This window comes from Enterobacter sp. CFEC122, assembly GCF_052983755.1.
Window position 1 is genome coordinate 41,947 of the sequence record NZ_JBRIQR010000029.1, and the last position, 23,009, is coordinate 64,955.

Sequence of the window (23,009 nt, forward strand, 5' to 3'; positions counted from 1 at the left end):
AAAAAATCGCCTTTCCCCTCATGGGGAGCGATTATTCCACGATGAACAGCGGCTTACCAGTCATCTCTTCAGGGATCGGCATCCCCATCAGCGACAACATGGTTGGCGCGATGTCAGAAAGCTTGCCGCCTTCTACGGCTTTCACTGATTTATCACCCACATAAATCAGCGGAACCGGCAGGTTGGTGTGGGCGGTGTGCGCCTGTCCGGTCGCCGGGTCGCGCATCTGTTCAGCGTTACCGTGATCCGCGGTGATCAGCAGCTGGCCGCCAACGGATTCAACCGCTTTCGCCACCTGCTCAACGCAGTGGTCCAGCGCTTCAACCGCTTTCACTGCCGCTTCCATCACCCCGGTATGACCGACCATGTCGCCGTTCGGGTAGTTACAGATGATGGTGTCGTATTTGCCGCTCTCGATGGCCGCAACCAATTTTTCAGTCAATTCTGCAGAGCTCATTTCTGGCTGCAGATCGTAGGTGGCGACTTTCGGGGAGTTGATCAGAATACGTTCTTCGCCTTTGAACGGCTCTTCAACGCCGCCGTTAAAGAAGAAGGTCACGTGCGCGTATTTTTCCGTTTCGGAGATACGCAGCTGCGTTTTGTCGTTCTTCGCCATCCACTCACCGAAGGTATTTGCCAGCGAGGCCGGTGGGTATGCGCACGGCGCTTTGATGTCTGCCGCGTATTCGGTCAGCTGGATGAAGTCGATGTTTACCACTTTCTTACGGGCAAAACCGTCGAAGTCGCTGTTGACGAACGCACGGGTGATTTCGCGCGCGCGGTCAGCGCGGAAGTTCATGAAGATCAGCGCGTCGCCGTCTTCCATGGCGGCATCGGCCTGGCCTTCAGCGCGAATCACGGACGCTTTTACGAATTCGTCGTTTTCATCGCGTGCATAAGCCGCTTCCAGCGCTTCAACGGCGGTCGCGAACTGGAATTCCCCTTTTGCCAGGGTCAGCAGGTCATAGGCCTGTTCAACGCGATCCCAGCGGTTGTCGCGGTCCATGGCGTAGTAACGACCAATGATGGAGGCCACGCGGCCTTTACCCAGCGCGGCGAATTTGTCTTCGAAGGCTTTCAGGGAGCCTTCCGCACTGCGTGGTGGCGTGTCGCGACCGTCCAGGAAGGCGTGCAGATAGATTTTTTCCGCACCGCGCTCAGCGGCCAGTTCAACCATTGCCATGATGTGATCTTCGTGGCTGTGAACGCCGCCAGCAGAGAGCAGACCCATGATGTGAACGGCCTTGCCAGCAGCAACGGCTTTATCAACCGCGCCACACAACGTTGGGTTGGAGAAGAAGGTGCGTTCTTTGATTTCAACGTCCAGACGCGTCAGGTCCTGATACACGATACGCCCGGCGCCCAGGTTAACGTGACCGACTTCGGAGTTGCCCATCTGGCGGTCCGGCAGGCCCACTTCCAGGCCAGACGCGTCAATCAGCGTATGCGGACGTTTTGCCCACAGGGCATCCATGACCGGGGTTTTGGCGTTGAAAATAGCGTTATCCTGGCTGTCTTCACGGTAGCCATAGCCATCCAGAATCACCAGTACCATAGGTTTTTTAGAAACCGACATTGCGACAACCTCATGCTCAAGAGTCAAAATTTGCGTAATTTTACTACAGCTGAATCGATCAAATAGCCGCAGAAGATCAAAGAAAGCGCAGGGGCAAGGTACTCGCCAGACCATTTTGAGGCATTTTTTTAGGTGGCATGCCGCAGAAAATGGATTAGGTTAGGGTCGCTGGCTGTATTTGCCAGAACGCACAGGTATACTCCTGTCCTGGTTTTTTTAATCACTAAGTCGGGAGTAGTTACCCTCCATGCAAGAAATTATGCAATTCGTTAGCCGCCATCCGGTTCTGAGCATCGCGTGGATTGGCCTGCTGGCTGCTGTGCTGTTCACCACATTTAAGAGCCTGACGTCTAAGATTAAGGTTATCACCCGTGGTGAAGCGACGCGTCTGATTAACAAAGAAGATGCTGTCGTGGTCGATCTGCGCCAGCGTGACGATTTCCGCAAAGGGCACATTGCAGGTGCGATTAACCTGCTGCCTGCTGAAATCAAAGCGAACAACGTGGGCGAGCTTGAGAAGCATAAAGCCCAGCCGATTATCGTTGTTGACGGTACCGGCATGCAGGCGCAGGAATCCGCCAGCCTGCTACATAAAGCAGGCTTCGAAAACGTATCTGTGCTGAAAGAAGGCATTTCCGGCTGGAGCGGGGAAAATCTTCCTTTGGTACGCGGTAAATAAGGAGTTCAGTCATGGCCCATATTGAGATCTACACCAAAGCGACGTGCCCGTTCTGCCACCGTGCGAAAGCGCTGCTGAACAGCAAAGGCGTCACGTTCCAGGAACTGCCGATTGACGGTGACGCGATTAAACGCGAAGAGATGATCCAACGTAGTGGTCGTACGACGGTTCCACAGATTTTTATTGATGCGCAGCACATTGGCGGCTGTGATGACTTGTATGCGCTCGATGCCCGTGGTGGACTCGATCCGCTGCTGAGCTAAGAGACTTTAGGACAATTAAAAAGGGTATTTCCATGTCAGAACAAAGCAATAATGAAATGATTTTCCAGATCCAGCGCATCTACACCAAAGATGTCTCTTTTGAAGCGCCAAATGCGCCGCACGTTTTCCAGAAAGACTGGCAGCCAGAGGTTAAACTTGATCTGGATACCGCATCAACCCAACTGGCTGATGACGTGTATGAAGTCGTACTGCGTGTGACCGTGACCGCTTCTCTGGGCGAAGAGACTGCTTTCCTGTGTGAAGTACAGCAGGGCGGTATCTTCTCCATCGGCGGTATCGAAGGCAACCAGATGGCGCATTGCCTGGGTGCGTACTGCCCGAACATTCTGTTCCCGTATGCACGTGAATGCATCACCAGCCTGGTTTCTCGCGGTACATTCCCGCAACTGAACCTTGCGCCAGTTAACTTTGATGCGCTGTTCATGAACTATCTGCAGCAGCAAGCTGGCGAAGGTGCTGAACAACATCAGGATGCCTGATGAGCACTGTTAATGCGTCAATGACTGTGATCGGTGCCGGCTCATACGGCACCGCTCTTGCCATCACGCTGGCAAGAAATGGTCACGATGTGGTCCTGTGGGGCCACGACCCAAAACATATCGCGACGCTACAGCGCGACCGCTGTAACGTGGCGTTTCTCCCGGACGTTCCGTTCCCTGACACCCTGCACCTTGAAAGCGACCTTGCGACCGCGCTGGCGGCCAGCCGCAACATTCTGATTGTGGTCCCGAGCCATGTCTTTGGCGACGTGCTGCGTCAGATTAAGCCGCTGATGCGCCCGGATGCGCGCGTTGTCTGGGCGACGAAAGGACTGGAAGCCGAAACCGGACGCCTGCTGCAGGACGTTGCCCGCGAAGCGCTGGGTGATGCGATCCCGCTGGCGGTCATCTCCGGCCCGACCTTTGCCAAAGAGCTGGCCGCTGGCCTGCCGACGGCGATTTCACTGGCCTCCACCGATCGGGCCTTCTCCGACGATCTCCAGCAGTTGCTGCACTGCGGCAAGAGCTTCCGCGTTTACAGCAACCCCGATTTTATCGGCGTGCAGCTGGGCGGCGCGGTGAAGAACGTGATTGCGATTGGCGCCGGGATGTCCGACGGCATTGGTTTTGGTGCCAACGCCCGTACGGCGCTGATCACCCGCGGTCTGACCGAGATGTCCCGCCTGGGCGAAGCGCTGGGTGCCGATCCGGCCACCTTTATGGGGATGGCTGGCCTGGGCGATCTGGTGCTGACCTGTACCGACAACCAGTCTCGTAACCGCCGCTTTGGCATGATGCTCGGACAGGGCAGCGATGTAAAAAGCGCGCAGGAGAAGATTGGCCAGGTGGTGGAAGGCTACCGCAATACCAAAGAAGTCCGCGAGTTGGCGCACCGTTTCGGTGTCGAAATGCCAATAACCGAGGAAATTTATCAGGTATTGTATTGCGGAAAAAATGCGCGCGAGGCAGCATTGACCTTATTAGGTCGTGCGCGCAAGGACGAGCGCAGCAGTAACTAGTCGGAACCGTTGTCACCTGAATGACCCAGCCAGCGCAGAACTGGCTGGTCATTAACTATCGTCTGGAGTAAGCAATGCCGTGTGAAGAACTGGATATCGTCTGGAATAACATTAAAGCCGAAGCCCGGGCGCTGGCCGACTGTGAGCCTATGCTGGCCAGTTTCTACCACGCAACGCTACTCAAGCACGAAAACCTCGGCAGCGCGCTGAGCTATATGCTCGCCAACAAGCTGGCGTCCTCGATCATGCCCGCGATTGCGATTCGTGAGGTGGTGGAAGAGGCTTACGCCGCTGACCCGGAAATGATCGCCTCTGCCGCCTGTGATATCCAGGCGGTGCGCACGCGTGACCCGGCGGTCGATAAATATTCTACGCCGCTGCTGTACCTGAAAGGCTTCCACGCCCTGCAGGCTTACCGCATCGGCCACTGGCTATGGAATGAAGGCCGCCGCGCGCTGGCGATCTTCCTGCAAAACCAGGTTTCCGTGACGTTTCAGGTTGATATTCATCCGGCGGCGAAGATTGGCCGCGGGATCATGCTCGACCACGCCACCGGGATCGTTGTCGGGGAAACGGCGGTGATTGAAGACGACGTCTCGATCCTGCAGTCGGTTACCCTGGGCGGTACCGGGAAAACCAGCGGCGATCGCCATCCGAAAATTCGTGAAGGGGTGATGATTGGCGCGGGTGCTAAAATCCTCGGCAATATCGAAGTCGGACGCGGCGCGAAGATCGGCGCAGGCTCCGTGGTGCTCCAGCCGGTGCCGCCGCACACCACCGCCGCTGGCGTACCGGCGCGCATCGTCGGTAAGCCAGACAGCGATAAGCCGTCCATGGATATGGATCAGCACTTCAACGGCATTCACCATACCTTCGAGTATGGTGACGGCATTTAACTTCTGAGAATGGCGCCCGGATATCCCAGCTGGCGCCATGCTTCATACACCACCACCGACACCGCGTTCGACAGGTTCATGCTGCGGCTGTCCGGCATCATCGGAATACGGATTTTCTGCTCAGCGGGCAGGGCATCCAGAATCGTGGCCGGCAGGCCGCGGGTTTCCGGGCCAAACATCAGATAGTCACCTGCCTGATAGCTTACGGCGCTGTGCGCTGGCGTGCCTTTAGTGGTCAGGGCGAACATGCGCTGCGGCTGCTCTGCTTCCAGAAACGCGGCGTAATCATGGTGACGAATAACGGCGGTAAATTCATGATAATCCAGCCCTGCGCGACGCAGGCGTTTGTCGTCCCACGTAAAGCCCATCGGCTCAATAATGTGCAGACGAAAACCGGTGTTGGCACACAGGCGGATAATATTGCCGGTATTCGGCGGAATTTCTGGTTCGAATAAAACGATGTTAAGCATGCTGCCCCCTTAATTGCGGGGGCAGAATAGCAGAAAAGAGAGGAACTACGCGACGCCGGGTTCCTGCGAGCGGCTGTACAGCATTTTGTAGACGATTGCCGCAGCGGCCACCAGAGCGGGCACGCTGAGGATCATTAAAATACTGTCTGCCTGCCACTGCATGGAAAGAAGCTGGGCGCTGGTCATGGTTCCCGCCACGCCGCCAAAGCGGCCGATGCCCTGCATCCAGGCGATGCCCGTCGCGCGGCACTCGGTAGGGTAAAAGGTGGCGGCCAGGGTCTGCATGCCCGACTGCGCACCGTTCATCGCGATCCCCATCAGGAAGATCAGCCCGCCAAACAGGGCGATATGGTTATGCTCAATGCCCAGTAACAGAATAAGGCCCATCGTCAGGACGAAACCACACGCAACCACCCTGTGCGCTTCCCAGCGGTCCATCATCCAGCCCGCGAGCAGGATCCCCGCGGTACCGCCGAAGGTGAACAGCGAAGTCAGCCATGCGGATTCCGCCAGGGCATAGCCCATCCCCTGCATCAGCGTCGGCATCCAGCTCAGCAGTACGTAATAAATCACCAGTCCCATAAAGTAGGTGATCCACAGCATCAGGGTGCCGGGTAGCCAGGGCATGGAAAACAGCTGCGACACGCTCCCTTTTTTAGACGCGACCTTCTCCTCCGCCAGGAAAAAGCCCGTGACGCCCTCCAGCGTGCTGCGCGAGAACCGGCTGGCGATACGGCGGATCTGCATGACATCTTTCCCGCGCTGCACCAGAAACTTCACCGACTCCGGTAAAAGCAGCGCCAGCAGCAGCGTTAAAATCAGCGGCGCAATTGCCCCGGTCAGCAGCACGCTTCGCCAGCCGTGGTGGGGAATCAGCCAGGACGAGATCGCGCCGCCGCCCGCCGCACCCAGAGGGAAGCCGCAGTACATGGTATTGATCGCCATCGCGCGACAGCGCTGGGGGGCAAACTCGGAGATCAGCGTAATGGCGTTCGGCATGGCGGCACCGAGCCCCAGGCCGGTCAGGAAGCGCCACAGCGTCAGGGTATTCAGGCTTTGCGCCCAGGCCGTCCCCAGGCTCGCGAGGCCGAAGAACAGGCAGGAGAAGACCAGCACGCGCTTGCGTCCCATCCGGTCCGATACCGGACCGGCAATCAGCGCGCCCAGCGACAGCCCCAGCAGCGCCGCGCTCAGCACCGGCCCCAGATCCTGCTTATGGATCCCCCATTCTGCCGACAGCGTGGGCGCGATGTAGCCCATCGCCGCCGTATCAAAGCCATCGATCGCCAGAACCAGAAAGCCCAGCACAATGAGCAGCCAGTGAAACCCTGAAAAGCGGCTAACGTCGATCACCTGCTGAATATCCACCTTACCTGAATAGGTCATACGCTCCCCTCTGATGTGATGTTGTTTTTGTGTTCTTGTCTTTGCTTGTCTATACAATTGCGGGCGACAGGTAGATGTCAAATTTTCTTATCCAATATGTTATCTGGATGTTATTTTTGGCGTAAAAAAGCGCCCGAGGGGGAGATCGGACGCGTGAGAAGAGGTGTTAACGAGGGGTAATTCAGGCCGCGTTTCCCTGAGCAAGCGGAGCCAGCGCTGCCGGTAATTTGCTTAACTCCTGAACCAGAGAATCCCTGCTGATTTCGCTAATCGTTTTTGCACCGGTCAGCGTCATCGCTACCTTCATCTCTTTTTCGATCAGGTTAAGCAGATTCGCCACGCCCGCCTGGCCCGCCGTCGCCAGGGCGTACAGATACGCGCGGCCCAGCAGCACGCTGTCGGCACCCAGCGCAATCATGCGCACCACGTCCAGCCCGTTGCGGATCCCGCTGTCGGCCAGGATGGCAATATCGCCTTTCACCGCATCGGCAATGGCCGGCAGGGCGCGGGCGGAAGAGAGCACGCCGTCGAGCTGGCGTCCGCCGTGGTTAGAGACCACAATCCCGTCTGCGCCAAAGCGGACCGCGTCGCGGGCATCTTCCGGATCGAGGATCCCCTTGATCACCATCGGGCCGTCCCAGAATTCGCGGATCCACTCCAGGTCTTTCCAGGAGATGGACGGATCGAAGTTGTTCGCCAGCCAGCCGATGTAATCCTCCAGCCCGGTGGGTTTACCCAGATACGCCGAGATATTCCCCAGATCGTGTGGACGACCGTTCAGGCCGACGTCCCACGCCCACTGTGGATGCGTTACCGCCTGCCAGTAGCGGCGGAGCGCCGCATTTGGGCCGCTCATGCCGGAGTGGGCATCGCGGTAGCGCGCGCCGGGGGTCGGCATATCAACGGTAAAGACCAGCGTGGAGCAGCCCGCCGCTTTGGCGCGCTCGAGCGCGTTACGCATAAAGCCGCGATCCCGCAGGACGTACAGCTGGAACCACATCGGGCGCTTGATGGTCGGGGCGACCTCTTCGATCGGACAAACCGAGACGGTAGAGAGGGTAAACGGAATGCCTTTGGCATCCGCCGCCGCGGCGGCCTGCACTTCACCACGGCGGGCGTACATGCCGCATAAGCCGACAGGCGCGAGCGCGACCGGCATGGAGAGCGTTTCGTTGAACAGTTTCGTCTCAAGGCTGAGGTCAGACATATTCTTCAGCACGCGCTGGCGCAGCGCCACCTCCGACAGGTCTTCCACGTTGCGGCGCAGGGTGTATTCGGCATACGCCCCTCCGTCAATGTAGTGGAACAGGAACGGGGGCAAAATGCGCTGCGCCGCGGCGCGATAGTCACTGGCTGCTGAAATAATCATCCTTTGTTCTCCCTGGAAATATCACTGTCGCCAGGCAGACGGGTAATACGCGCCTGTCGGGCCTGGTCTTCATCGAATCGTTTAATCGTGGTGTGCACGAAACCGAGATGCGCCATCATCGCTTTGCGTGCGGCCTCGGCATCGCCGGCCAGAATGGCGTTGAGCACCGCCTCGTGTTGTTCGGTCAGCCGGGCAAACACCGGCGGAACCAGATACATCCGCTGGCGGCTCTGCTTCACGGAGGATTGCAGCAGGTCGAAGAACCCGCGCATGGTCTGGAGCAGCACCACGTTGTGCGACGCCTCGGCAATCGCCAGGTGAAAGCGCACGTCCGCCTGGGAGGCGATATCCGGGTCGCTGCTTTGCGTGGCCTCAAAGCAGGCGATGAGTTTCTCTTTGTCGGCCTCGGTTGCCCGCATGGCCGCGTGCCAGGCGGTACTGGTTTCGATGGCGTGACGCGCTTCAAGGATGTCGAAGCTGTAGTCCGGGTCGTTCTCCATCAGCGTTTTCAGCGGCTGAACGATGTTTTGCTCGGACCAGTCGTCATGCTGCCAGCGTACAAAGGTGCCGCCGCCGCGACGGCTTACCAGCACCCCTTCGCTGACCAGCGTTGCCAACGCCTCGCGCAGTGAATTGCGCGACACGCCAAGCTGGGCGGCGAGCTGGCGTTCGGCGGGCAACTTCATGCCCGCTTCCAGCTGTTGTTCTTCAATCAGCGCCCGCACGCGAGAGGCAATCTCGTCGGACAGGCGTCTGGGCATCACTATCATGGGATCATCCAGGTTAAGACATAGGCCTGCAGGGTGGTGATCACCCCGACCATGCAGGTGAATATCAGGCTGTGTTTCACGGTAAAGCGGAACAGATCCGACTCTTTACCGACCAGTCCCACCGCCGCACAGGCAATGGCGATGGACTGCGGGGAGATCATTTTCCCGGTCACGCCGCCGGTGGTATTTGCGGCCACCAGCAGGACGTCCGACACGCCAATCTGCTGGGCCGCCGTTGCCTGCAGTGCGGCAAACAGGGCGTTAGACGAGGTATCGGAACCGGTCAGGAACACCCCCAGCCAGCCGAGGAACGGCGAGAAGAAGGTGAAGGCGTGGCTGGTATGGGACAGCGCCAGTGCCAGCGTTGATGACAGACCGGAGTAGTTCGAGATAAACGCGAACGCCAGCACCATGCCGATGGAGTAAATCGGCAGCATCAGCTCTTTAACGGTCGCCGCAAAGGTCTGTACCGCAGCCGCAGGTTTCATGCGCAGCCACACCACGGAAAGAATAGCGGCAAACAGGATGGCGGTCCCGGTGGCGGAGAACCAGTCGAATTTATAGACCGCGGCATACGGCGTGGCGGCGTGCACCACCGGCGGCATACGGGCGACCATCTTGTCGAGGAACGGGACAGAAACGTTAATGACCATGTCGTACAGCGCGCCGCCCGGGGCGAACAGGGCTTTAAACGGCGGGATGCTCCACAGCGTAACCGTGGCGGTCAGGAACAGGAACGGCGACCAGGCGCGGATCACCTGGCCTGCGGTGTAGCCGGTGCGGGCCAGCGTTTGATCGACCTGCGAAGCGCCCATGTCGGCGAAGCGGAAAATACGAACCGGCTGCCAGCGTTTCAGGAACAGCGTCAGGCAGACCAGCGACACCAGCGAAGAGATGATGTCCGGCAGCTCCGGGCCAAGGAAGTTCGAGCTGAGGTACTGGGCAATCGCGAACGAACCGCCCGCCACCATCACCGCAGGCCAGGTCTCCTTCACGCCGCGCCAGCCGTCCATAATCGCCATGATCCAGAAGAGGACGATAATGGTCAGGAACGGCAGCTGGCGGCCAACCATCTGGCCAATCTCAAAGCTGTCCAGACCGGTCACCTGGCCCGCCACCAGAATCGGAATACCCATCGCGCCAAACGCCACCGGCGCGGTGTTCACAATCAGGCACAGGCCCGCGGCATACAGCGGGTTAAAGCCCAGCCCCACCAGCAGCGCGGCGGTGATCGCCACCGGTGCGCCAAAGCCTGCCGCGCCTTCCAGAAACGCCCCGAAGGAGAAGCCGACAATCAGCATCTGCAGGCGCTGGTCCGGCGTGATGGAGAGAATCGACGAGCGGATGATGTCGAACTGCCCGGTTTTCACCGAGATTTTATAGACGAAGACCGCCGCGATGATGATCCACGCAATCGGCCACAGGCCGTAGAAGAAACCGTAGACGACGGAGGCCAGTGCGCGATCGACCGGCATCTTGTAGAAGAACAGCGCCACCATCAGGGCGATGGCGACGGTGTACGTCGCGGCAAGGTAGCCCTTCAGCTTGAGCTTAATCAGCGCAAAGAAGAAGAACAGGATCGGCAGCGATGCGATCAGGCTCGACAGCCAGATATTTCCGGCCGGGTCGTAGTTTTGTTGCCAGAGGCTCATGCAGGTCTCCTGGGGACCAGACAGCCTGCGCTGCGGGTGAGTCTCCGCTCATCTCTGCGTCACAGTCTGTGTAAAAGTGGTCCTGCCAATGTTGTGTTGTAGGGTTAATGACAATGAATGGTTAACCAGATGTTATGAGCTAGCAATGGTTTTGTGAGCGGAAATAATGGAATTGTGAACCGGGGGAGGATTGATTGCGCTATTGGTTGGACCAATTCACGCGAAGGGGAAAAGAGTAGGCCGGGTAAGCGCAGCGCCACCCGGCATGAAATCAGAACGCCGTCTTACAAAAACCCGTCATCTCTTTCAGGCCCATTTCGCGGCCAAGCTCGGTCATCGGGTGAACCACCACCAGACCACGGACGCTTTTCTTCAGCTTGCCCATGTCGGCCTGCTCTTTTTTGGTGATCGCACGGCGGTGCGGCATGTTCATCAGCTTCTGCGCTTCTTTGCTCAGCTTCTGGCCTTTGACCTCGCGCAGGCGCTCGATCTCCGCTTCCAGCTTCGCGGTCTCTTTCTCAAGCTCGGCGTACTTCTCGGCGGAGTCGACCAGCGACAGGCCCGCCATCTGGTGGCGGATGAGATCCAGGCGGTCGCTCAGGCGTTTAATTTCGTTCTTTTCGACTTCTTTCATGACAAATAACTCTGAAAACGGGGAATTTACAGGGAAGGATACACCAATGTGAGCAGGCTTACTTCTGAAACGCTTTTTTTAAGCTGATTCGGGAAATCAGCTCAGTCAGGGAAAGGACCATCGTAGAACGGACAACCTGTTGATAACGCAGCTTTTGCATCGCGTAGAGCTCCGGGTCGCTGTTATCAAACTGCGGTGCCGGAGGAAGCGCGGTGACGCAGTGCAGCTCGCCGAACGGCCCCAGGATCTCATCGTCGGTAAAGGTGTATTCGTTACCGTCATGGTTGAGTTCTTCGCGCAACGCCATTAGCAGCTCCGCATCTTCATACTCTTGTCGGTTCAGCACGCCAAGACCATAAATCAGCTTCAGACGCACGGATAGATCGCCCAGCGGTCCGTCTCCGTCCAGTAACGGTTCTACAGCATATTTTACCGCGTAGTCGTCTTTGCGAAACACCTGAAGCACCAGGATATTCACCGCCTCGGTTAACAGCTCGACGGCGGCAATCAGGAAGCTTCGTACGGTTTTGCCAGCATTCAGACGCTCAAGCACACGATTTTCAAAGGCCTGGGTTTGTTCCATTATTGCCTGCATATCTGACAATCTGTAATCAGGGCGCAGGATTACCTGCGCCGCATTCTGCATCATTTGGTTGCGTTGTATGCGTTAACCGCCTCCACAACCACGTCGCTGTTGGCGTCCAGACCGGAAATCTGCGCCAGCGCAGCCTGCGCGCCCTGGGTATCAATCAGCTGAGCCAGTTCCTGCGCCTGCGGGTCCTGCTCGCTGCGGTAGTGCATCGCGGCGGCAATTCCTTTCACCAGGTTGGCGTGCGGCAGACCGTATTCCAGCGTGCCCAGCAGCGGCTTAATCAGGCGGTCGCCCGCGCTCAGCTTACGCAGCGGCTGGCGGCCCACGCGCTCAACGTCATCTTTCAGATACGGGTTTTCAAAGCGACCGAGGATTTTCTGGATGTATGCTGCGTGTTTCTCAGCATCAAAACCGTAGCGTTTGATCAGCACCGCGCCGCTCTCTTCCATTGCCCCTTTTACCACCGCGCGGATCTTCTCATCGAGGATCGCATCACGAATGGTCTGATGACCGGCCAATTTTCCGAGGTACGCGGTTATAGCATGCCCGGTGTTCAGCGTGAAGAGTTTGCGTTCGACAAATGCCATCAGGTTATCGGTTAATTCCATTCCCGGAATAGTAGGCAAGTCGCCTTTAAACTGGGTTTTATCAACGATCCACTCGCTGAAGGTTTCCACGGTCACTTCCAGCGGGTCGTTGGTGGCAGATTCTGACGGCGGAACGATGCGGTCCACGGCGGAATCCACAAAACCGACGTGCGCTTCCACCCAGGCTTTGTCTTCATCTGCCACAGCGTTGAGAACGTGGCCTTTCAGCTGCGTGGTGCCGCGCACCATGTTTTCACAGGCGATGATGTTCAGCGGGGTGTCGATACCCTGCGCTTTACGTTTTGCCAGGCCTTTCGCGACCGCAGGGGCGATGCGCTCAAGCACAACCGGGCCCACGGCGGTGGTGACCAGATCGACGCTGGCGATAAGATCAATAACGTCGTCGCCGATGCTGCTGACCGCGTTGACGCCAGATACTGTCTCAACCTGCTCGTTTTCGCCCACCACATGGACCTGATAGCTATGACGGGCATTCAGGGCATCCAGGACGACCTGATTCACATCGGCGAATGTCAGGGTAATGCCCGCGTCTGCCAGCAGTTTACCGATAAAACCACGACCGATATTACCTGCGCCAAAATGTAATGCTTTCATAGTGTTAACCTTCATCAATGTTTTTACCCGAGAGGGCTGGGGTGAGGAACGTTTTCCCCTCACCCTAGCCCTCTCCCCGGGGGGAGAGGGAGGAGTACCGTTATTTGTTAAGCAGAGCCAGAACTTCTTCAACGCTGGTGGTGTTCGCCAGACGCTCAATAACCGTTTCGTCATCCAGCGCGTTGGTCAGGCTGGTAATCACCTGAATGTGCTCGTTGTTGCGAGCGGCGATACCAATTACCAGACGGGCGATGTCATCTTCTTCTTCACCGAAGCGCACGCCCTGCGGGTACTGACAGAATACGACGCCGGTTTTCAGGACGCGATCTTTCGCTTCAACCGTACCGTGCGGCACCGCGATGGATTCGCCCAGATAGGTTGGCGTCAGTTTTTCGCGTTCCAGCATCGCGTCGACATATTCAGGCTGAACGTAGCCGCCTTTCACCAGCTGCTCACCGGCAAAGCGAATCGCGTCTTCTTTGGTGGCCGCGGTACGACCGAGGAAGATGTTTTCCGCACCCAGCTTAAACAGGTGGGCGTTGCTCTCGTCAAAACTGTCCTGCAGGCTGGAGCGCACTTTCACTTCGTTGTCTTCGTGACGCTGCGCGGCAACCAGACGTTCGGTCAGGCTGGTGTACAGGCCGCTGTCGAGGAAGTTGGTCAGCGAAATGTGCTGTGCCTGCGGCACCTGGCGCATGGCGCGTTCGGTCAGATCGCGGTGCGTGATCACCAGGTCAACATCCGGCGGCAGGCTGTTAATGGCGCTGTTGGTCACGGAGATGTTGGTCAGGCCTGCATCCTGCACTTTCTTACGCAGCACGCCTGCACCCATTGCGCTGGAACCCATACCGGCATCACAGGCAACGATGATTTTACGCACGTGGCTCAGGTCGTTAGAAACATCACCTGCTGCCAGTGGCGTTGCGCCTTTGGATTCGGCTTTCATATCGTGCATACGACGGGTTGCGGCTTCGATGTCATCATCTTCTTTCACTTTGCTGGTTTTCAGCAGGATAGAAGAGACCACGAAGGAGACGGCCATTGCCGCAAAGATAGCTGCGAGGTTCGCGAAATAAGCGCCTTTTGGCGTCATCGCCAGTACCGCCAGGATAGAACCCGGAGAGGCCGGAGAAACCAGACCACCGCCCAGGACGCTCAGCGTGAACACGCCGGTCATACCGCCGAGGATAACGGCCAGGATCAGACGTGGGTTCATCAGCACGTATGGGAAGTAAATTTCATGGATACCGCCCAGGAAGTGGATGATCGCCGCACCGCCAGCTGACTGTTTTGCGCTGCCACGGCCAAAGAAGATGTACGCCAGCAGTACGCCCATACCCGGACCCGGGTTGGCTTCAATCAGGAAGAAGATGGACTTGCCGAGATCGTGAGACTGCTGAATACCCAGCGGCGAGAAGATACCGTGGTTGATGGCGTTGTTCAGGAACAGGATTTTCGCCGGTTCAACAAAGATAGACGCCAGCGGCAGCATCTCGTGCGCCACCATGAAGTTAACGCCTGCCGCCAGAATTTTAGACAGCACTTCAACCGCAGGACCAATGCCGAGGAACGCCAGAATGGCGAGGATCATCCCGATGATGCCCGCAGAGAAGTTGTTCACCAGCATTTCGAAGCCGGATTTGATCTTACCATCAACCCAGACGTCGAATTTCTTAATCGCCCAACCGCCCAGAGGACCGGCAATCATCGCCCCGAGGAACATCGGCATATCCGCACCGACGATAACACCCATGGTTGTGATGGCACCCACGACGCCACCACGGTCACCGCCCACCAGACGACCCCCGGTGAAACCGATGAGCAGCGGCAGGAGATAGGTAATCATTGGGCCAACAAGTTTCGCCAGCGTTTCGTTAGGCAACCACCCTGTCGGAATGAACAATGCAGTGATGATACCCCACGCGATAAACGCGCCGATATTTGGCATCACCATGTTGCTGAGGAAACGACCAAAGCTTTGAACTTTGATCTTGAAATCGGATGACATAAAACACCCCTTCTTCTGTTTACGCTTAGGCTTATGGCCCGAGGTTTATTGTTAATGAGGCGGCAGAGGTAGCCGGGCCCTGTTCTGATGCTGTGAAATCTGGCACTGAATCGTTCAACTGTCCAGACAGGGAAAATTTATGTGATGCGTGTCACGTAAAGGCAGGGGGTAGGGATGTCAATGAAGTGATCTCAATCACAAAATAAGTGGGCAAAAAAAATACGATGGCGAGAAAAAAAGCAAAATCCACCTCTTAGTGTGATTGCTGTCACGTTTTGTCATGACGTGTTTGTTTCTGGATTGTGACTGATTTCACAAAATATTTTTATGCAGATTTCTCCGGCTGTGATCGGCGGCAAACTCTGCTTCGCGTTTCAGCGCCAGGATGATATGGCACGACACGATAAGCTAAAAAACCACTTTTGATGTGTGGTATGGCGAAAAGTTAAAAGGTGGATTACGCTCATATTGTAAGGTTAAGTCTATTATTATTCAGGATATATTTTGACACGCTTATAAACTTGCATGGAGATATTATAAAAACTCATACTCCCCGGCTCGGAAATAGTAAGCACATCCCCGTGTTTATAAAAAAATTAATTAGGTTGCGTACCGTTTTATTAATTTAATGAGTTGACGTTGTTTAAGTGAGGAGAATATGTTTCTCAACTATTTTGCGCTGGGCGTATTGATTTTTGTATTTCTGGTTCTCTTTTACGGAATCATCGCCATCCATGATATTCCTTATAATATGGCCAAAAAGCGTAACCATCCGCATGCCGATGCCATTCATACGGCAGGCTGGATTAGCCTGTTTACACTCCATGCCATCTGGCCATTCCTGTGGATTTGGGCCACGCTGTACCGCGAAGATCGCGGCTGGGGCATGCAAAACCACATCACAAAGCCTGATGAAGTTCCGGGCATGGATGCGCTGGCCAAACGCGTGGCGGAACTCGAACAAAAGCTGGCTGCAGTACAGCCCACTGCTGATAAGAACACGCTGGAGCGCTAATCATGGATCTGTTGATTATTTTGACCTACGTGGCATTTGCCTGGGCCATTTTTAAAATATTCCGAATTCCGGTCAACCAGTGGACGCTTGCCACCGCAACATTAGGCGGCGTATTTATTGTTGCCGGTCTTATTCTGTTAATGAACTATAACCATCCGTATACCTTTACGGCGCAAAAAGCGGTTATTTCTATTCCAATCACGCCGCAGGTGACCGGTGTGGTCAGTGAAGTCACGGATAAAAATAACCAGCTTATTAAAAAAGGCGAAGTGTTATTTAAACTGGATCCTGGCCGCTACCAGGCGCGCGTCGACAGACTCCAGGCTGACCTGGTGACCGCGACGCACAATATCGATAACCTGAAAGCGCAGCTGTCGGAAGCGGTTGCCAATACCACACGTGTCTCCGCTGAGCGCGATCGCCTCTATAAAGATTATCAGCGCTACCTGAAAGGCAGCCAGGCGAAGGTGAATCCTTTCTCTGAAAGCGATATTGATAACGCGCGGCAAAACTATCTGGCACAGGATGCCATGGTGAAAGGCTCCGTGGCTGAGCAGGTGCAGATTCAAAGCCAGTTAGACAGCATGGTGAACGGCGAGCAGTCACAGATTGCTTCGTTACGTGCCCAGCTTGCCGAAGCCAAATATAACCTGGACCAGACCGTGGTGCGTGCGCCGAGCGATGGTTACATCACCCAGGTGCTGATCCGTCCGGGGACCTATGCCGCCGCGCTGCCTCTGCGTCCGGTGATGGTCTTCATTCCTGAACAGAAGCGTCAGATTGTGGCCCAGTTCCGCCAGAACTCGCTGCTGCGTCTGAAACCGGGCGATGAAGCGGAAGTGGTGTTTAACGCCCTGCCGGGCCAGGTATTCTCCGGGAAGCTCACCGCAATTCTGCCGGTGGTGCCGGGGGGGACCTATCAGGCGCAGGGTGCGCTCCAGTCTCTGACGGTCACGCCGGGCACGGATGGCGTGCAGGCCATCATCGAGCTGAGCCCTGACGCTGAAGTCGATGCCCTGCCGGACGGTATCTATGCCCAGGTGGCGGTCTATTCGGACCACTTCGCCCACGTCTCGGTCATGCGTAAAGTACTGCTGCGTATGACCAGCTGGATGCACTACCTCTACCTCGATCACTAATCCTTCCAGGGCAGGAATGCGACATGCAGACCTGCCCTTTTTTCATCGCTTGATCCATACTGACTTTTTTCCGGCATTAAGGATCAGGCAATGAAACTCATCGGCAGCTACACCAGTCCCTTCGTGCGAAAAATCTCGATTCTCCTGCTGGAGAAGGGGATTGAATTTGAATTCGTGAATGAACAGCCTTACAACGCGGAAAACGGCGTTGCGCAGTACAACCCGCTGGGAAAAGTCCCGGCGCTGGTCACGGACGAGGGCGAGTACTGGTTTGATTCCCCGATTATTGCGGAGTATATCGAGCTGCTGGGCGTTGCCCCGGCAATGCTGCCAGCAGACCCAAAAGCGGCGCTGGCGGTGAAGCAGGTCGAAGCCCTGGCCGACGGTATTATGGATGCGGCGTTAACCTCCGTACGGGAACAGGCAAGGCCCGCTGCCCAGCAGTCGGAAACGGAACTGTTACGCCAGCGGGAAAAAATCAGCCGCAGCCTGGACAGGTGTGAACAGCTTATCCGGGAGGGAAAGATCGACACCGACAGCCTGAACCTGGGGACCATCGCCATCGCCTGCGCGATTGGTTATCTCAACTTCCGCCACGTCTCCCCGGGCTGGTGCGTCGACCGTCCGCTGCTGGTGAAGCTTGCAGACACGCTGTTTAGCCGCGAGAGCTTTGCCCGTACCGAACCACCAAAGGCTTGACGCGGGTTATAACACTTCGCCGTCGGAGGCGGTACAATCCCCCCACATGTTAACTCCCTCTCCCGTCGGGAGGGGGGAAGATATTTACTCGCCAGGCGCCTTCATGACTACTCATCATTCGCTGTACAGCCAGATCCCCGCTACCGACCGTCTTCTTCGCGAACCCCGCATTCATGCTGTTGCTGAGCGTTTCGGCCATACCGCGACGGTGGAAATGTTACGCCTGCTTCAGGACGAAGCCCGATGCGCGATTCAGGCAGAAAACGCCTTGCCCGCCTGGTGTAGCGCGTGGGAGCAGGAAGTTGAACAGCGGCTGGATGAGAAGGCGCAAAGCGCATTACGCCCGGTGATAAACCTGACCGGAACCGTGCTGCATACCAACCTGGGGCGCGCGCAGCAGGCGGAAGAGGCCGTTTCCGCAGTCGTGCAGGCCATGCAAGCGCCCGTAACGCTGGAGTACGATCTGGACGGCGCCGGACGCGGGCACCGCGACCGCGCGCTGGCGGAGCTGCTGTGCCAGCTGACCGGCGCGGAAGATGCCTGCATTGTGAATAACAACGCCGCAGCGGTGCTGCTGATGCTGGCGGCCACCGCCAGCGGCAAAGAGGTGGTGGTGTCCCGCGGCGAGCTGGTGGAGATTGGCGGAGCGTTTCGTATTCCTGACGTGATGCGCCAGGCGGGCTGTACGCTGCATGAGGTGGGTACCACTAACCGTACCCATGCGAAAGACTATCGCGCGGCGGTGAATGAAAATACCGCCCTGCTGATGAAGGTCCACACCAGCAATTACCATATTGAAGGCTTCACCAAAACGGTTGAAGAGGCGGAGCTGGCGGCGATTGGGCGCGAATTGAATATACCGGTGATTGCCGATCTCGGCAGCGGCTCGCTGGTGGATCTGAGCCTGTACGGGCTGCCAAAAGAGCCGATGCCGCAAGAGATGATTGCGGCGGGCGTGAGCCTGGTCAGCTTTTCCGGCGACAAACTGCTGGGCGGGCCGCAGGCCGGGATTATCGTCGGCAAGCGCGAGCTGATTGCGCAGCTGCAGCAGCATCCGCTCAAGCGCGCCCTGCGCGCCGATAAAATGACGCTTGCCGCGCTGGAGGCGACGCTGCGGCTCTATCTTTACCCGGAAAAACTGGCCGACCGCCTGCCCACGCTGCGCCTGTTAAGCCGGGATGCCGCCTCGATTCGCGCCCAGGCCGAGTTACTGCTGCCGCGCGTCGCCCCGCACTACCCCGATTTTGACGTTCGCATTGAGCCCTGCCAGTCGCAGATTGGCAGCGGTTCGCTGCCGGTGGACAGGCTGCCGAGTGAGGCGCTGACGTTCACGCCGCGTGACGGGCGCGGTAGCCATCTTGACGCCCTGTCGTCACGCTGGCGTGGCCTGCCGACGCCGGTTCTCGGGCGGATTTACGACGGCCGAATGTGGCTGAATCTGCGCTGCCTTGAAGATGAAGAGCGATTTCTGGAGATGTTGTTGAAATGATTATTGCCACCGCCGGTCACGTTGACCACGGAAAAACCACGTTACTGCAGGCGATTACCGGCGTAAACGCCGACCGCCTGCCGGAAGAGAAAAAGCGCGGCATGACCATCGATCTGGGCTATGCCTACTGGCCCCAGCCTGATGGCCGCGTGCTGGGCTTTATTGATGTGCCGGGGCATGAAAAGTTTCTGTCTAACATGCTGGCGGGCGTGGGCGGCATCGATCATGCCCTGCTGGTGGTGGCCTGCGATGACGGCGTGATGGCGCAAACCCGCGAGCACCTGGCGATCCTGCAGTTGACCGGCAACCCGCAGCTGACCGTGGCGCTGACCAAAGCCGATCGCGTGGATGACGCGCGCGTCAGCGAGGTGCGCGAAACGGTCCAGGCGACACTGCGGGAGTATGGCTTTGCCGACGCATCGCTTTTTGTCACCGTGGCGACAGAAGGGCGTGGTATCGACGAACTTCGCCACCATTTGCAGCACCTTTCATCACGCGCTCACGCCAGCCATCACCGCTTTCGTCTGGCGATCGACCGGGCCTTTACGGTAAAAGGTGCGGGGCTGGTCGTAACCGGCACCGCGCTGAGCGGTGAAGTCAGCGTGGGAGATACCCTCTGGCTGACGGGCGTGAATAAACCGATGCGCGTGCGCGGACTGCACGCACAAAACCAGCCCGCTGACCGTGCCCACGCCGGACAACGTATCGCGCTGAACATTGCCGGGGATGCGGAAAAAGAGCAGCTGAACCGCGGAGACTGGCTGCTGGCCGATGCCCCGCCGGAACCGTCTGAACGCGTGATTGTCTCCCTGCAGACACACATGCCGTTGACCCAATGGCAGCCGCTGCATATTCACCACGCGGCCAGCCATATCACCGGGCGCGTGTCGCTGCTGGAAAACGACCTTGCCGAGCTGGTATTCGATTCGCCGCTCTGGCTGGCAGACAACGATCGTCTGGTACTGCGTGACATTTCTGCAAGGGAAACGCTGGCGGGGGCGCGCGTGGTGGCGCTTAACCCACCTCGACGCGGCAAGCGTAAGCCGGAATATCTGCAGTGGCTGGCCGCGCTGGCGCAGGCCAAAGAGGATAACGCCGCGCTGCGGGTGCACCTCGATCGCGGGGCGGTGAGTCTGCGTGATTTTGCATGGGCACGCCAGCTGAGCGGGGAAGGCTTACGCCAGCTGACCCAGGAGCCGGGCTTTATACAGGCCGGAGACAGCCTGCTCAATGCCCCGGTTGCTGCGCAATGGCAGCGTAAGATACTGAACACGCTTGCGATTTACCACGAACAGCATCAGGACGAGCCAGGCCCGGGCCGTGAGCGTCTGCGACGCATGGCGCTGCCGATGGAAGACGATGCGCTGGTGCTGCTGCTGATCGAAAACATGCGCGAAAGCGGAGTGATTAAAAGCCACCACGGCTGGCTGCACCTGCCGGATCACAAGGCCGGGTTCACCGCAGATCAGGAGGCGATATGGCAAAAAGTAGCCCCGCTGTTTGGCGATGAGCCGTGGTGGGTTCGGGATCTGGCCCGCGAAACGAATACCGAAGAGCAGCTGATGCGGCAGGTGTTGCGCCATGCGGCGCAGCAGGGGCTAATCGTCGCGATCGTGAAAGATCGTTACTACCGTAACGATCGCATTGTGGCGTTTGCCAACCTGATCCGCGAGCTGGATCAGGCGCGCGGCTCGACCTGCGCAGCGGATTTCCGCGATCGGCTGAACGTGGGCCGCAAGCTGGCGATTCAGATCCTGGAGTATTTCAACCGCATCGGCTTTACCCGCCGCCGCGGTAACGATCATCTGTTGCGCGATTCGTTATTATTTCCTGAAACTCCGTGACCTCCGTCGTAAACACCGTTACCGGTTGGCGAGAAAATCGCCAGCCGGAACTACCCTTGTTGTACACCAACAGCAAGGAGACGGACATGACAAACAATCCTCCCTCATCGCGTATCCAGCCCGGCGAGTATGGTTTCCCCCTCAAGCTGAAGCCCCGTTATGACAACTTTATTGGCGGCGACTGGGTCGCGCCCGTCGACGGCGAATACTATTCCAACCTGACCCCGGTTACCGGCCAGCCGCTGTGCGAGATTGCCAGCTCCGGTAAGCGTGATATAGACCTGGCGCTGGATGCGGCGCACAAAGCGAAAGAGAAATGGGCTCACACCTCCGTGCAGGACCGGGCGGCGATCCTGTTCAAAATCGCCGACCGGATGGAGCAAAATCTGGAGCTGCTGGCGACGGCGGAAACCTGGGATAACGGCAAGCCGATCCGGGAAACGATGGCGGCTGACGTGCCGCTGGCTATCGACCACTTCCGCTATTTTGCCTCCTGTATTCGCGCGCAGGAGGGCGGGATCAGCGAAGTTGACAACGACACCGTGGCGTATCACTTCCACGAACCGCTGGGGGTAGTAGGCCAAATTATTCCGTGGAACTTCCCGCTGCTGATGGCGAGCTGGAAAATGGCGCCCGCGCTGGCGGCCGGAAACTGTATTGTGCTCAAACCGGCGCGTCTGACCCCGCTCTCGGTCCTGCTGCTGATGGAAATCGTTGGCGATCTGCTGCCGCCGGGCGTGATTAACGTGGTCAACGGTGCGGGCGGGGAGATAGGGGAATATCTGGCCACCTCAAAACGGATTGCCAAAGTGGCGTTTACCGGGTCGACGGAGGTGGGCCAGCAGATCATGCAGTACGCCACGCAAAACATCATTCCGGTGACCCTCGAGCTGGGCGGGAAATCCCCGAACATCTTCTTCGAGGACGTGATGGAGGAAGAGGATGCCTTCTTCGATAAAGCCCTGGAAGGGTTTGCGTTGTTTGCGTTTAACCAGGGCGAAGTCTGCACCTGCCCAAGCCGCGCGCTGGTGCAGGAATCCATCTACGAGCGCTTTATGGAGCGGGCCATTCGCCGCGTCGAGTCTATCCGCAGCGGTAACCCGCTCGATAATGTCACCCAGATGGGGGCACAGGTCTCGCATGGACAGCTGGAAACGATCCTCAACTACATCGACATCGGCAAGAAGGAGGGGGCGGATATTCTCACCGGCGGACGCCGTAAGGTGCTCGGAGGGGATCTGCAGGACGGGTATTACCTTGAGCCGACGATCCTGTTCGGGCAGAACACCATGCGCGTTTTCCAGGAGGAAATCTTCGGACCGGTGCTGGCCGTGACCACCTTTAAAACGATGGAGGAGGCGCTGGCGATTGCCAACGACACGCCGTATGGCCTGGGGGCAGGCGTCTGGAGCCGCAACGGTAATCTGGCCTATAAAATGGGCCGCGGCATTCAGGCCGGGCGCGTCTGGACCAACTGCTATCACGCCTATCCGGCACACGCGGCATTTGGCGGTTATAAGCAGTCGGGCATCGGGCGTGAAACCCACAAGATGATGCTGGAGCATTACCAGCAGACCAAATGTCTGCTGGTCAGCTATTCCGATAAGCCACTGGGGCTATTCTAATCGCCCAGCTCAGGCCGTCCGTGGGCGGCCTGAGCAATTTGCTGGCGCAGGCAGTTCAGTACGCCATCCAGAACGTATTGCACGCGCCAGGGCTGGTATTCGCGTTTGCGGAAGATGGCCGTCAGGTCGAGCCACCACTCTTCCTGATGCGGGAAGCAGGGGACGAGCATGCCTTTCGTTAA

The 23,009-nt window shown here is 57.7% G+C and carries 21 protein-coding genes and 1 pseudogene; 11 read left to right on the forward strand and 11 right to left on the reverse strand.

All coding sequences use genetic code 11. The annotated features are described in order from the left end of the window. Positions 1-31: 31 nt before the first annotated feature. Positions 32-1,576: a 2,3-bisphosphoglycerate-independent phosphoglycerate mutase gene (gpmM, locus tag ACVCAM_RS18605; RefSeq protein WP_023294812.1), complete on the reverse strand. Its 1,545-nt coding sequence runs from the start codon at positions 1,574-1,576 to the stop codon at positions 32-34. 247 nt (positions 1,577-1,823) lie between these two features. Between gpmM and ACVCAM_RS18610 the strand changes: the two genes are divergently transcribed. The 5 genes from ACVCAM_RS18610 (at position 1,824) to cysE (ending at position 4,933) form a co-directional block, all read left to right on the forward strand. Continuing rightward, complete coding sequence (locus ACVCAM_RS18610) at positions 1,824-2,255, forward strand: rhodanese-like domain-containing protein (protein WP_008502714.1); 432 nt, start codon at positions 1,824-1,826, stop codon at positions 2,253-2,255. 11 nt (positions 2,256-2,266) lie between these two features. Continuing rightward, complete coding sequence (grxC, locus tag ACVCAM_RS18615) at positions 2,267-2,518, forward strand: glutaredoxin 3 (RefSeq protein WP_008502715.1); 252 nt, start codon at positions 2,267-2,269, stop codon at positions 2,516-2,518. A gap of 32 nt (positions 2,519-2,550) precedes the next feature. Beyond that, positions 2,551-3,018 carry a protein-export chaperone SecB gene (secB, locus tag ACVCAM_RS18620; protein ID WP_008502716.1) on the forward strand — a complete coding sequence of 156 codons (468 nt, stop codon included), beginning with the start codon at positions 2,551-2,553 and terminating at the stop codon, positions 3,016-3,018. Then, positions 3,018-4,037, forward strand: coding sequence for an NAD(P)H-dependent glycerol-3-phosphate dehydrogenase (gene gpsA / locus ACVCAM_RS18625; protein WP_025910572.1), 1,020 nt, complete (start codon positions 3,018-3,020; stop codon positions 4,035-4,037). Before secB ends, gpsA begins: the two co-directional genes overlap by 1 nt. A 74-nt stretch (positions 4,038-4,111) precedes the next feature. Further along, the gene (cysE, locus tag ACVCAM_RS18630) at positions 4,112-4,933 is read left to right on the forward strand and encodes a serine O-acetyltransferase (RefSeq protein ID WP_008502718.1); all 822 of its coding nucleotides are present in this window, start codon (positions 4,112-4,114) and stop codon (positions 4,931-4,933) included. Here the strand turns inward: cysE and trmL are convergent. From trmL to ACVCAM_RS18675, 9 genes are all read right to left on the reverse strand, one after another. Beyond that, positions 4,930-5,403, reverse strand: coding sequence for a tRNA (uridine(34)/cytosine(34)/5-carboxymethylaminomethyluridine(34)-2'-O)-methyltransferase TrmL (trmL, locus tag ACVCAM_RS18635; protein ID WP_021242431.1), 474 nt, complete (start codon positions 5,401-5,403; stop codon positions 4,930-4,932). The genes cysE and trmL overlap by 4 nt on opposite strands. Positions 5,404-5,448: 45 nt before the next feature. Next, entirely contained in the window at positions 5,449-6,789 is a 1,341-nt protein-coding gene (locus tag ACVCAM_RS18640; protein ID WP_025910569.1) for an MFS transporter, read from the reverse strand. 181 nt (positions 6,790-6,970) lie between these two features. Then, on the reverse strand, positions 6,971-8,158 hold the full coding sequence (gene lldD, locus ACVCAM_RS18645) for a quinone-dependent L-lactate dehydrogenase (RefSeq protein ID WP_008502721.1): 1,188 nt from the start codon (positions 8,156-8,158) through the stop codon (positions 6,971-6,973). Continuing rightward, positions 8,155-8,928 carry a transcriptional regulator LldR gene (gene lldR / locus ACVCAM_RS18650; protein WP_407222940.1) on the reverse strand — a complete coding sequence of 258 codons (774 nt, stop codon included), beginning with the start codon at positions 8,926-8,928 and terminating at the stop codon, positions 8,155-8,157. Before lldR ends, lldD begins: the two co-directional genes overlap by 4 nt. Beyond that, positions 8,925-10,580, reverse strand: a complete 1,656-nt coding sequence (lldP, locus tag ACVCAM_RS18655) for an L-lactate permease (protein WP_025910565.1) — start codon at positions 10,578-10,580, stop codon at positions 8,925-8,927. The genes lldR and lldP overlap by 4 nt, the downstream gene beginning before the upstream one ends. A gap of 271 nt (positions 10,581-10,851) precedes the next feature. Beyond that, entirely contained in the window at positions 10,852-11,214 is a 363-nt protein-coding gene (locus tag ACVCAM_RS18660; protein ID WP_008502724.1) for a YibL family ribosome-associated protein, read from the reverse strand. Between the two features lie 58 nt (positions 11,215-11,272). Continuing rightward, the gene (gene mtlR, locus ACVCAM_RS18665) at positions 11,273-11,863 is read right to left on the reverse strand and encodes a mannitol operon repressor MtlR (protein WP_008502725.1); all 591 of its coding nucleotides are present in this window, start codon (positions 11,861-11,863) and stop codon (positions 11,273-11,275) included. Continuing rightward, entirely contained in the window at positions 11,860-13,008 is a 1,149-nt protein-coding gene (gene mtlD / locus ACVCAM_RS18670; protein WP_025910554.1) for a mannitol-1-phosphate 5-dehydrogenase, read from the reverse strand. Before mtlD ends, mtlR begins: the two co-directional genes overlap by 4 nt. 100 nt (positions 13,009-13,108) lie before the next feature. After that, positions 13,109-15,016, reverse strand: a complete 1,908-nt coding sequence (locus tag ACVCAM_RS18675) for a PTS mannitol transporter subunit IICBA (RefSeq protein ID WP_023294817.1) — start codon at positions 15,014-15,016, stop codon at positions 13,109-13,111. A 658-nt stretch (positions 15,017-15,674) separates the two neighbouring features. On the opposite strand from ACVCAM_RS18675, the gene ACVCAM_RS18680 reads away from it, so the two are divergent. From ACVCAM_RS18680 to aldB, 6 genes are all read left to right on the forward strand, one after another. Continuing rightward, positions 15,675-16,031, forward strand: coding sequence for a DUF3302 domain-containing protein (locus ACVCAM_RS18680; RefSeq protein ID WP_008502729.1), 357 nt, complete (start codon positions 15,675-15,677; stop codon positions 16,029-16,031). A gap of 2 nt (positions 16,032-16,033) precedes the next feature. Continuing rightward, entirely contained in the window at positions 16,034-17,170 is a 1,137-nt protein-coding gene (locus tag ACVCAM_RS18685) for an HlyD family secretion protein (RefSeq protein WP_021242439.1), read from the forward strand. A 90-nt stretch (positions 17,171-17,260) separates the two neighbouring features. Beyond that, entirely contained in the window at positions 17,261-17,869 is a 609-nt protein-coding gene (locus tag ACVCAM_RS18690) for a glutathione S-transferase (protein ID WP_008502731.1), read from the forward strand. Positions 17,870-17,972: 103 nt separating this feature from the next. Beyond that, positions 17,973-19,358 (forward strand): L-seryl-tRNA(Sec) selenium transferase, encoded by a 1,386-nt coding sequence (gene selA / locus ACVCAM_RS18695; protein WP_407222942.1) that lies wholly within the window; start codon positions 17,973-17,975, stop codon positions 19,356-19,358. Continuing rightward, positions 19,355-21,202: a selenocysteine-specific translation elongation factor gene (gene selB, locus ACVCAM_RS18700; protein WP_025910550.1), complete on the forward strand. Its 1,848-nt coding sequence runs from the start codon at positions 19,355-19,357 to the stop codon at positions 21,200-21,202. Before selA ends, selB begins: the two co-directional genes overlap by 4 nt. Positions 21,203-21,288: 86 nt before the next feature. Then, entirely contained in the window at positions 21,289-22,827 is a 1,539-nt protein-coding gene (gene aldB / locus ACVCAM_RS18705) for an aldehyde dehydrogenase AldB (protein WP_023294820.1), read from the forward strand. On the opposite strand, the pseudogene ACVCAM_RS18710 reads toward aldB, so the two are convergent. Next, positions 22,824-23,009, reverse strand: a pseudogene (locus ACVCAM_RS18710) (LysR family transcriptional regulator); the annotation flags it as partial. The gene aldB and the pseudogene ACVCAM_RS18710 sit on opposite strands and share 4 nt — an antisense overlap.